Annotated in this window: 9 protein-coding genes and 1 pseudogene; 8 read left to right on the top strand and 2 right to left on the bottom strand. The window is 46.3% G+C overall.

Features of this window, described 5'->3' with window-relative positions; genetic code table 11:
- Positions 1-109: IS3 family transposase (locus tag G3I67_RS10820; protein WP_163655184.1), on the top strand; the 109-nt coding region annotated here is incomplete at its 5' end.
- Positions 110-130: 21 nt separating this feature from the next.
- Here the strand turns inward: G3I67_RS10820 and G3I67_RS10815 are convergent.
- Both G3I67_RS10815 and cadR read right to left on the bottom strand, forming a co-directional pair.
- Positions 131-246: pseudogene (locus G3I67_RS10815) on the bottom strand (YnfA family protein); the annotation flags it as partial.
- A 110-nt stretch (positions 247-356) separates the two neighbouring features.
- A complete protein-coding gene (gene cadR, locus G3I67_RS10810) occupies positions 357-821 on the bottom strand; it encodes a Cd(II)/Pb(II)-responsive transcriptional regulator (RefSeq protein ID WP_163655226.1) in 465 nt (154 codons plus the stop codon).
- A gap of 125 nt (positions 822-946) precedes the next feature.
- On the opposite strand from cadR, the gene G3I67_RS10805 reads away from it, so the two are divergent.
- The 7 genes from G3I67_RS10805 to G3I67_RS10780 all read left to right on the top strand — a co-directional run bounded on the left by G3I67_RS10805 (position 947) and on the right by G3I67_RS10780 (position 10,277).
- Complete coding sequence (locus tag G3I67_RS10805; RefSeq protein WP_163655182.1) at positions 947-3,178, top strand: heavy metal translocating P-type ATPase; 2,232 nt, start codon at positions 947-949, stop codon at positions 3,176-3,178.
- Between the two features lie 103 nt (positions 3,179-3,281).
- Complete coding sequence (gene czcI, locus G3I67_RS15170; RefSeq protein ID WP_375539316.1) at positions 3,282-3,644, top strand: cation efflux protein, CzcI family; 363 nt, start codon at positions 3,282-3,284, stop codon at positions 3,642-3,644.
- A gap of 117 nt (positions 3,645-3,761) precedes the next feature.
- Positions 3,762-5,030, top strand: a complete 1,269-nt coding sequence (locus G3I67_RS10800; protein WP_163655180.1) for a TolC family protein — start codon at positions 3,762-3,764, stop codon at positions 5,028-5,030.
- Between the two features lie 32 nt (positions 5,031-5,062).
- Complete coding sequence (locus tag G3I67_RS10795; protein WP_235931859.1) at positions 5,063-5,599, top strand: hypothetical protein; 537 nt, start codon at positions 5,063-5,065, stop codon at positions 5,597-5,599.
- Positions 5,600-5,612: 13 nt separating this feature from the next.
- A complete protein-coding gene (locus G3I67_RS10790; protein ID WP_163655178.1) occupies positions 5,613-6,743 on the top strand; it encodes an efflux RND transporter periplasmic adaptor subunit in 1,131 nt (376 codons plus the stop codon).
- Positions 6,744-6,752: 9 nt separating this feature from the next.
- Complete coding sequence (locus G3I67_RS10785; protein ID WP_163655176.1) at positions 6,753-9,872, top strand: efflux RND transporter permease subunit; 3,120 nt, start codon at positions 6,753-6,755, stop codon at positions 9,870-9,872.
- Between the two features lie 30 nt (positions 9,873-9,902).
- Positions 9,903-10,277 carry a hypothetical protein gene (locus tag G3I67_RS10780; protein WP_163655174.1) on the top strand — a complete coding sequence of 125 codons (375 nt, stop codon included), beginning with the start codon at positions 9,903-9,905 and terminating at the stop codon, positions 10,275-10,277.
- Positions 10,278-10,717: the final 440 nt, after the last annotated feature.

Here is a 10,717-nt window from a genome sequence, read left to right as displayed (position 1 = left end):
TGATTACATCGAGATGTTTTATAACCCAATACGCCGTCACAGTCATAACAACGGTCTGTCACCAATAAAATACGAAATGCAGTTCAATCAGAAGCTAGCAAGTGTCTAGGAAATTGGTAGCGATTCATACAAACGATTCTAAAGATATTGCAGCGGGAATCAACAACCACGGGGTGCGATTATTATTTAATTATTTAATACAAGCCAAGGAAGGTAACAGCCAATAATTTCTGCAATAGCAGTCAATGCAAATAGACCTAAAGTTTTTAAAAATTACATTTAAGCTAAATCTTAAATAGTGAATTTTTCTCATTTTTCAGACTAATTTTCTATCATTGATTCTCAGATTCTCATCGTTACTTGTGTGAGAATTTGTGGGTCCCATTTACATGGTTGAACTCAAGATTATTTGATCCCTGTTCGGCACGAGAAGCCTTTGATAGTTCTGTAAGAACTCCGCACTGATTGACTAGGCCTGTTCCAGAGCAATTCTTTCTCAAGTCAATGAGTTGTTTTTGTAAGTGTTTCAACTCTTTGATTCGCACGGCAACATGTTCGATATGTTCGTCAATCAATGCATTGACGTTCGAACAGTCTTCTGGAGGAAAATCTTTATACCTAAGCAAGGTTTTAATTTCTTCTAATGTCATATCCAGGCTCCGGCAGTGTCGGATAAATGACAGTCGATCTAAATGCTCTACGTTATAAACTCTGTAGTTCCCCATAGTTCGTACGGCTTCATGAAGCAAACCTTCTCGCTCATAGTATCGAATAGTTTCAACCTTGGTATGCGTGGCCTTGGCCAAGTCGCCGATTTTCATGATTTCACCATAAATAGTGCCAAGCTTAAGAATTGACATTTTCAAGCGTAAGAACTCACATTTTTTATTGTCCTTGACTCTGTAGTGACTTTAGGGTTTTTAATTTAACTCATACGGAGAAAAATATGAAGCCTGATGACAAATACCAACAAAGTTGCAACGATCTTGGTTGTGGAAACTGCTGCACCACTTTAGCTGCTGAACGAGGGTCAGACAGTGCTGATGTACCGATTACCGGGTTGCATCGATTTCAAATCTCTAATATGGATTGCGCTTCGGAAGAGTCGGAAATTCGCCGAGCTTTGAGAGATGTAGAAGGCATTCGAGGGTTACAGTTCAATTTAACTGCTCGACAATTGAATATTTCTGCTGATGCACAAGTGCTGGAGTTAGCACTTAGTGCTATACGAGACGCTGGCTTCAAGCCTGAGCCAATAGCTATTGATAAAGAGAAATTGGAAAGTAGTGCAGCGACAACAACAACTTTTTTTTGGAGATCATGGGGTAAGTTAATTTTGTCCTTGGTTCTTGCGATTATGGCAGAGGGGCTGGCATTTGCTTTGCCAGAGATTTTCCTTGCGAAGATTGCTGGAGTTGTGCTAGCTGCAACGGCTATTTTATTGGCAGGTTTTTCAGTATACGGCAAAGGTTTAGTGGCATTGCGTCAATTGCGTCTAAACATCAGTGCGTTGATGACAGTTGCTGTAACTGGCGCTTTTCTCATCGGTCAATGGCCAGAGGCTGCAATGGTGATGGCATTGTATTCACTTGCTGAGGCAATTGAAGCGCGGGCAGTAGATCGAGCACGCAATGCAATTAAGAGTTTGTTGGCACTTACACCGGAACAAGCCGAAGTTCGGCAAGATGATGGTAGTTGGTCTCGAATTGGGATCAGCACAGTTACTGTAGGCTCAATTGTGCGTATTCGCCCAGGTGAGCGTGTTCCATTGGATGGAATCGTGACACTCGGTCAAAGTGCCATCGACCAGTCACCTGTGACCGGAGAGAGCCTTCCCGTGGAGAAAGCGCCGGGGAATGAAGTCTACTCTGGCACCATCAATCAAGCTGCAGGACTTGAAATTCGAGTCACGGCTCCCGCTTCTGACAGCACATTATCACGGATCGTCCATGCTGTTGAGCAAGCGCAGTCTTCACGCGCGCCGACCCAGCGCTTTGTCGATAGCTTTGCCGCAATATACACTCCGTCAGTTTTTGTTCTTGCTTTATCGATTGCTTTATTCATGCCATGGGTCACAGACTTGACGTGGTTGCAAGCTATTTACAAAGCCTTGGTCTTATTGGTGATCGCATGCCCTTGCGCGCTGGTGATCTCCACACCGGTGACTGTTGTGAGCGGGCTAGCTGCCGGAGCGCGGCGAGGCATTTTGATCAAGGGTGGTGTTTATTTAGAGCAAGCTCGTAAAATCAAGGCTGTTGCTCTTGACAAAACTGGGACCATCACGGAAGGCAAACCCAAGCTGGTTGCATTTGATGCACTAGTAAGGGACCTACCACGTCATCAATTGGAACAACTAGCAAAGAGTCTTGCTGTTCGCTCTGATCATCCAGTTTCAAAAGCCATTGCACAAGGACTTTCATCGAATGAGCAGGTTGTGGGCGATTTTCAAGCAGTGGCTGGACGTGGCGTGCAGGGCTTGGTTAATGGGCATCCATATGTGTTGGCAAATCATCGATGGATTGAAGAGCGGAGTCAATGTTCAGATCAATTAGAAGTACTACTTGCCTCTCATGAGAAGGCGGGATGTACCGTCACGATCTTAGCTGATCGAGATCGCGCTTTGGCTGTTTGTGCAGTAGCCGACACAATCAAGCAGTCATCAATCGAAGCGATTGCAGATATGAAGTCCCTAGGTTTGACACCGATAATGTTAACTGGCGACAACATTGCAACCGCTCACTTCGTTGGTTCTCAAGCAGGTATTTCAGAAATTCGAGGTAATCTTTTGCCGGAAGAAAAATTACAGGCGATTGGAGAGTTTCAACGTATCTATGGCTTAACGGCTATGACAGGTGATGGTATAAACGATGCTCCGGCACTTGCTAAGTCGGACATAGGATTTGCAATGGGAGCAGCTGGTACGCACACGGCTATGGAAGCGGCTGATGTTGTTGTCATGAATGATGATCTACGACGGTTACCCGAAACCATTCGACTTTCTAAGCGAACTCATGCCGTGCTGTGGCAAAACATTACTCTTGCATTAGGAATCAAAGGTATATTTTTGTTACTTGCAATCTTTGATGATGCATCCATGTGGATGGCAGTCTTCGCCGACATGGGAGCAAGCTTACTGGTTGTTGTTAATGGATTAAGACTCCTTCAAACAAAAAAATAATTGTTCATTGTTCATTACTTAAATGTAATGAATTTTTCATTTAATAATAGGTTTCATATTAAAAATCTTGATATAACTCTGAATTGGTGCAATTACTGTTATAATGAATTTGATGAAAAGATGCTTAATCATATTCGCGCTTGTGTTGTTGCCTCTGCAATTCAGTTGGGCAGCCGTTTCTGGCTATTGTCAGCACGAAACAGGTGTGACTGCTAAGCACTTTGGTCATCACAGCCATAATCATCAATCTTTCGACCCCCAAGAGTCGTCTAATGAGCCTGTGAAGTTGAGTAGTTTGGATCAAGATTGCGCAGTATGTCATTTCGGGTGTGCAGTTGCGCTTTTGGGTAATCTGACTACGTCCGCGGTTGTAAGTGCAGACACCCTATATTTCCTCTTTTTTGATAGAGACCTTCCCACTCTTTCAGAACGTCCAGACCGCCCCCAATGGTCCTCACTCGCTTGATCGGCGAGTTGGGATTCTCTATCCTTTAATTTTTTTCGACGATCACAATGACGCATCAAGCGTCTTGAGTCGTCGCTCGTCGATCTCCCTGGAATTATTCAACCTTGGAGATGAGAGATGTTTTTCTCAAAAAGAAAAGTTAATACCTATCAAATTGTATTTTCTACTATCGCCTTAATTTTCGCGACTGCATTGACTCACGCGAAAAATCCCGACGCAGCAGGGTCAGCCTCACTAACAACTCTCAAGGAGGTTTTTGATGCTGCGTGGTTAAGACAGCCTGAAGCTCGGGCCATTAACCTACGTCGTGATGCGGCACAAGCCCAAGCTAAGGTAGCTAGTCAACTGTCGCCTGAGCCCGCGGCTTTGGAAATTATCCAGAGAGGCGATCAAATGACTGGTAACTACGGATCAAGTGAAACATACGTGGGTTTGGCGATACCGATTTGGCTGCCAGGACAACGCGATGCAACTGGTCAGTTAGCGCAGGCGGAAATTTCATTTGTTGAAAGTAAACAGTTGTCTGCGCAATTGCGAGTTGCCTTTGCCGTGCGTGATGCTTGGTGGAACTGGCAACGAACGAGAATTGACAACGAGTTGGCGCGGTTACAGTTGGTCAATGCCAGTCGCCTGGCTGTTGATGTGAACAGACGAGTACAAGCTGGCGAGCTGGCGCGGGCAGATCAACATCAGGCTGAGGGTGCTGTACAAGCAGCGAAAGCCAATTTGGCTCAATCTCAAGCATCGTTTGCTCTAGCATTGGCTCAAGTTCAGATGTTGACAGGCGGTGCGACACCTTCTGAATCAAATCGAACGAGTGTAAGCGAGCCAGAACCACCTAAAGGACACGACTCACCGCATCCTTTACTTAAAGAGTTGCAAGATCGCATTATCGTTGCAGAACGAACAGTATCTTTAGTCAGCTCTCAAAACCGCAGTAATCCACAGTTGACGATTGGAGCCAAACGTGATCGAAGTACCTACGGTGAGAACTACGGACAAAGCATTTTGGTTGGTGTGCGTTTTCCATTTGGCGATGGGCCCAGATACGATGCACGTGTAGCGAATGCACAGGCTGAAGCAATAGAAGTTCATGCTCAGCTGCAGTTAGAAAAAGCTCGACTTATTGCTGATCAGCAAGCTGCACGTTCAAGAGTCGAGTCTGTTCGCGTCCAGTTGCAAGCCTCACAGCGTCGAGCGCAACTTGCGCGGGAGTCAAGAGGATTTTTTGACAAATCTTTTCGTTTAGGAGAGTCCGATCTCCCGACCCGACTGCGAATAGAAACCGAAGCAATTGAAGCAGAACGTCAAGAAGCTCGTACTCGTATCGAACTCGGGGCCGCTATCTCTGCATTACGTCAAACCACGGGCTTGCTTCCCGAATGAGTTCAACAAAGTTTATAACTAATTGGAGTGCCATGAATATTTCAAAAGTTACAACTACGCTGCTCTCAGCTTTGATTTTATTTAGTATCAGCAGTTTGGTGTTAGCTGGTGCAGGACATGATCATGACGATGCCAATCCCTCAAAAATGAGCTCTGTACTGCCACGATTTTCTGCTGATTCAGAATTATTTGAGTTGGTAGGTATTGTGAATGACAAGGAAATGACCCTTTATCTGGACCACTTCGCAGACAACTCACCTGTAAATAATGTACAGCTTGAGATAGAAATTAATGGCAATAAGTTCAAAGCAAAACCGCATGGGGAGGGGGAATATGAGATAACTCTAAAAGAGCCTCTTAAGCCAGGTGTGACTGCAGTAACTGCCAGCATCATTTCTGAGAGTGTGACAGATATACTCGCAGCAGAACTTGATTTGCACGAGGAACAAAATATCAACGTTAGAAATTGGACATGGAAAAACCTGATTTTATGGTTGGGAGTAGTGATATTGGTATCTCTAGCATTCGTCCATTTTCTGCGTAAACGTGCGCAACGCACAGCAACATAAGTCGGAGATCAACATGAAGAAATTTATATTTTCAACGCGACTCCAACGATTAGTGCTAACGAGCCTTCTAATTTTTTCAGCACCAGTGAGCGAAGTGAGTGCTGGTGAAGGCCATGACCATGGAAACGCTCCAGCTACCGCGAACACCAACGGTCCACAACGAAATCCAGATGGCAGCGTCTTTTTGCCTAAGCAGGCTCAAAGACAGCTGATGGTGCGTACCATAGTTGTTGAAGAACAGACCCTCCCACTATCGTTTGAGCTCAATGCTCGCGTCCTAATGGATCCAAATGCTGGAGGTAAGGTGCAGCCGCTCAATGCTGGACGCATCGAACCTGGGCCTCAAGGCTTGCCCAATGCCGGACAATCTGTAAGTAAAGGTGATTTACTTGCTTATGTAGTTACGGCCGTTGCACCTCTGGAGAAAGCAAGTCAATCGGCGCAATTGGCTGAACTGCGGGCAGCACAGACTTTGGCAGAAAAACGTGTTAATCGCTTGCGTAAACTTGCAGATACCATCCCCCGTAAAGACTTGGATGCAGCAGAAAGCGAACTTCTGAGCTTGACCGATCGTATCTCGGTGGTGGATGCCGGTCTTAGTAGCCGAGAAGCGTTGATGGCTCCGGTGACTGGCGTGATTGCTACTGCGCAAGCCGTGTCCGGGCAAGTGGTCGATGCAAGAGAGTTATTGTTCGAGATTATTGACCCCCAGCGCTTGCGAATTGAAGCCCTGACATTTGATCCAACTTTGGCAAATAACGTTGGTGGTGCTTTTCTGCTTGTAGGCGAGCAGCGAGTTCCATTGACATACCTAGGTGCAGCACGAAGTCTGCGCGAACAGGCACTACCCTTGAATTTCCTGGCTAGTAACCCTCAGATGCTCGATTTAGCGCTAGGGCAACCCGTGAAGGTTTACATTCAAACCAAGCGACAAACGCGAGGTATTCCTGTACCCATGGCATCATTGATGAAAAATTCTTCAAATCAAACTGTAGTCTGGGTTAAGACTGGTGCTGAGCAATTCACTCCTCGCACGGTGACGTTTGAGCCATTGAATGGAACACAGGTCGCTGTCACATCGGGTATCAAAGTCGGTGACCGTGTTGCGACACATGGTGCAACATTAATCAACCAGATTCGTTGAGGAGTCAGTATGTTTAAGTGGCTACTTAATAACAGTTTGGCTAATCGACTACTTGTCATTATTGCAGGTCTCGTTCTGATGGGTTACGGTGCGTTCACCTTGATCCAAACTCCAGTCGATGTTTTTCCTGACCTCAATAAGCCCACTGTGACTGTGATGACCGAGGCTGGCGGCATGGCCGCCGAGGAGGTCGAGCAACTGATCACATTCCCACTGGAAACAGCCATGAATGGTTTGCCGGGAGTGGAGACTGTTCGCTCAGTTTCGTCGGCTGGCTTGTCATTTCTCTATGTGACCTTCAATTGGGATACTGATATTTTTCGTGCGCGTCAACTTGTCTCCGAACGGCTGTCGTCCATGGAGCAAGGTTTACCTTTGGGAATACTGCCGAAGATGGGGCCGATTAGTTCAATTATGGGCGAAATCATGCAAATCGCCATTCCCCTAGACCCTCAAAAAATTTCACCTATGGCGGTGAGAGAGTACGCAGATTGGGTTCTCAGGCCACGATTGCTTTCAATTCCTGGCGTGGCTCAAATTATTCCGATCGGAGGCGAAGTACGGCAGTTTCAGGTGCAACCCAACACTGCTCGCATGGCCGAGTTGGGAATTACCTTTGATCAACTGGAAGTAGCGCTGAAGGGCTTTTCAGCCAACACATCAGGCGGTTTTTTAGAGCTCAACGGGCGTGAGTATCTGATACGCAATTTAGGCCGCACATCGCGTCTTGATGATCTGAGAAATCTGGCACTGTCTACCAAAAACGGACAACCAATTTTGCTGCGTCAGATAGCCGAAGTGAACTTTGCACCTGCTATTAAACGTGGTGATGCAGGTTTTGAAGGCAAGCCTGCAGTTATCTTGGGGGTTCAAAAGCAGCCTGCAGCAGACACAATCAAGCTGACTCAGTCAATTGAGGAAGCGATCTTAGGTCTCAAATCTTCTTTACCTGAAGGGATGGAAGCGCCGCGTGTGACCTTCCGGCAAGCAAGCTTCATCGAGGCATCAATTTCTACCTTGCAAGGGAAGCTGATCGGGGCTTCAATCTTTGTCGCTGTAATTCTGTTTTTCTTTCTGGGCACTATTCGGCCAACAATTATTGCGCTCACAGCGATACCCGTCTCAATTTTCATCACTGCTTTAATTTTCAAATACTTTGGACTTTCGATAAACACGATGACACTAGGAGGGCTAGCGATCGCCATTGGTGGCTTAGTAGATGATGCCGTAGTGGATGTGGAAAATATTCTACGTCGAATCAAGGAAGACCGAGCGAAAGATTCAACCCAGCGCCAGTCTTTGATTGCATTGGTAACAAAGGCATCGATGGAAGTTCGTTCGGCTATCTTATATGCCACAGTGATCATCGTGCTCGTGTTTATGCCGCTTTTTGCTCTCCCTGGCCTTGAAGGTAAGCTGTTCGTTCCGTTGGGAATCGCTTTTATCGTCTCTACGCTTGCTTCGCTGCTGGTATCGGTGACGGTAACACCAGTACTAAGTTATTACTTACTCCCCGGAATGAAGAATCTGGATCACGGCGACACAAAGGCATTGTCATGGCTTAAGAAAATATACCAAACAAGTTTGCAGGCTCTATTAGAGAAACCTCGTCTAGCACTCGTCTCTGCATCCTTGGCTGTGCTCGTCGCTGTTGCAACTGTACCGTTTTTCCCAACCACATTTTTGCCACCATTCAACGAAGGCACGCTGCTAGTGGGCTTGCGTCTGAATCCGGGGGTAACACTGACTGAATCTTCTGCACTGGCTAGGCAAGCTGAGATTTTGGTTAAGCAAGTTCCTGAGGTGTTGCATGTTGGACGGCGCAGCGGTAGAGCTGAGCTGGATGAACATGCCGAAGGTGTTCATGTAAGTGAACTGGATGTAGGCATAGTGTCTTCAGAAAAACTTACTCGTTCGATGGAAGAAGTCAGAGCTGATATTCGATCTCGCTTGGCGAACTTGCCTGCGGCTATTGAGGTTGGGCAGCCCATATCCCACCGTATAGATCATATGCTTTCCGGAGTCCGGTCTCAGATTGCAATTAAGATTTTTGGTGAGGATCTCGATGCGTTGCGAGGTCAAGCTGATGCCCTGCGAACGCGCTTAGCCAAAATCCCTGGTATTGCGGATTTGCAAATTGAAAAGCAAGTGCTTTCCCCTCAGATCAAGGTTCGTGTTGACTACTCGGCTGCAGCCCAATATGGTTTGTCGGGGGCACAGGTGCTCACCACACTGCAAGCACTAGTAGAAGGCGAGCGTGTGACGCAGATCGTTGAAGGTAGCCGGCGCTTTGCTTTAGTGGTGCGTTTGCCAGAATCTGCTAGATCGATTGAAGGACTTGGGCAGATACTGATTGATTCACCTCTTGGGCGGATTCCTTTATCCAAGATCGCCACAATTGAAGATGCAGATGGCCCTAATCAAATCAGTCGAGACAACGGTAAACGGCGCATTGTGATTTCAGCTAATGCCTCAGGACGACCATTGTCCGAGGTGGTAGGAGACATACGCAAGACTGTGCTTGAGACTCGTTTGCCAGAGGGTTACTTTATTACCCTGGGAGGGCAATTCCAGGCACAGGAGGGGGCATCGCGCTTAATTGCGTTGCTTTCACTAATTTCTATTGTGTTGATGTTTATTGTCCTCTACAGCCGATACCAGACGATCGTGTTGTCTGTCATGATCATGATGAATATTCCGCTTGCCTTGGTTGGCGCAGTGATTGGCTTATGGATTTCGGGTCAACCGCTTTCCGTGGCCGCATTGATTGGGTTCATTACGCTGGCGGGCATCTCAGTGCGGAACGGTATCCTTAAGGTTAGCCACTATATTAATTTGATGAGATTTGAGGGAGAGTCTTTCAGCACGCGGATGATTGTCCGGGGTTCCTTAGAGCGACTCAGCCCTGTGTTGATGACAGCTTTGGTGACCGCATTTGCACTGGCACCTTTGCTCTTCGAAGCAGAGCGACCCGGAACGGAGGTACTTCATCCGGTAGCGGTAGTGATTTTTTCGGGATTGATCAGCTCGACGTTATTGGATACTTTCCTCACTCCAATAATGTTTTGGCTGTTCGGCCGTAAATCTGTCGAGACACTATTGCAAGACAAGAACGCCGATGCGTTTTGATGTTATCAACTCACCCTCAAAGGAAAACTAATGAAACTGCGAATTATTCTGATTTCATTTGCGCTGGCTGTTAGCAATCTGAGCTGGTCGGCTCCTGACGACAAAGAGCACAAACCGTTGTATGGCGGACAACTAGTGGTGGTCAAGGACATTGACTATGAGTTAGTTGTGAACTCCACAACCTTGGTGCTTTATATCAGAGATCATGGCAAGCCAGTTGATATATCTAAAGCAATGGCCAACCTGACGTTACTCACGGGATCAGAAAGGCAGGAGATCGAACTCAAACCAAACGGTGAAAAGCTTGAAGCCACAGGGTCGTTTAAAGTTGGCGCAGGCACTAAAGTTGTTGCAATTATTATAAATAACGGCAAACAGTCGACGGTCCGACTTGTGATGCAGTAATTGCAACAGACTTATTAAGATTGCAGTGATTGTTGCTTAACAAATAAGATGCTTTGCTACTTAGCATCAACCATTTAATCGTTTATTGCTACGGAGTACTGAAGTGAGTGAAGATGTTGATAATGAATATCTGGATAATGTGGATGCCTGGATGTGAATGATTTGTGCCTATGCCAATAAACATATGGGTCGGGAATAGGTGCATGTTTATCGTGTTGATGTTGCTGGTGCTCAATGTGTTCATGTGTATGCAGTTCTGTTAATTGCACCTATTCTCTTATTCACATAATGCCGGAAGCAATTCAGAAAGAGGAGTTAATCGAGCCGCCGTGTAGCAATACAACTGCCGAGCCAACAGAGGCGGCCGTTGTGAAGTAAGTTGCCGTCCGTATAGCATCCAATCTGCGACTAGTCTCGTAAGCTTCTTATTCTCATCTTCT

This window comes from Sheuella amnicola (assembly GCF_010499255.1).
Classification (GTDB): Bacteria; Pseudomonadota; Gammaproteobacteria; order Burkholderiales; family Burkholderiaceae_B; genus Zwartia; species Zwartia amnicola.
The sequence above is the reverse complement of the archived record's forward strand: the minus strand, read 5'-3'. Positions and strand labels throughout refer to the sequence as shown.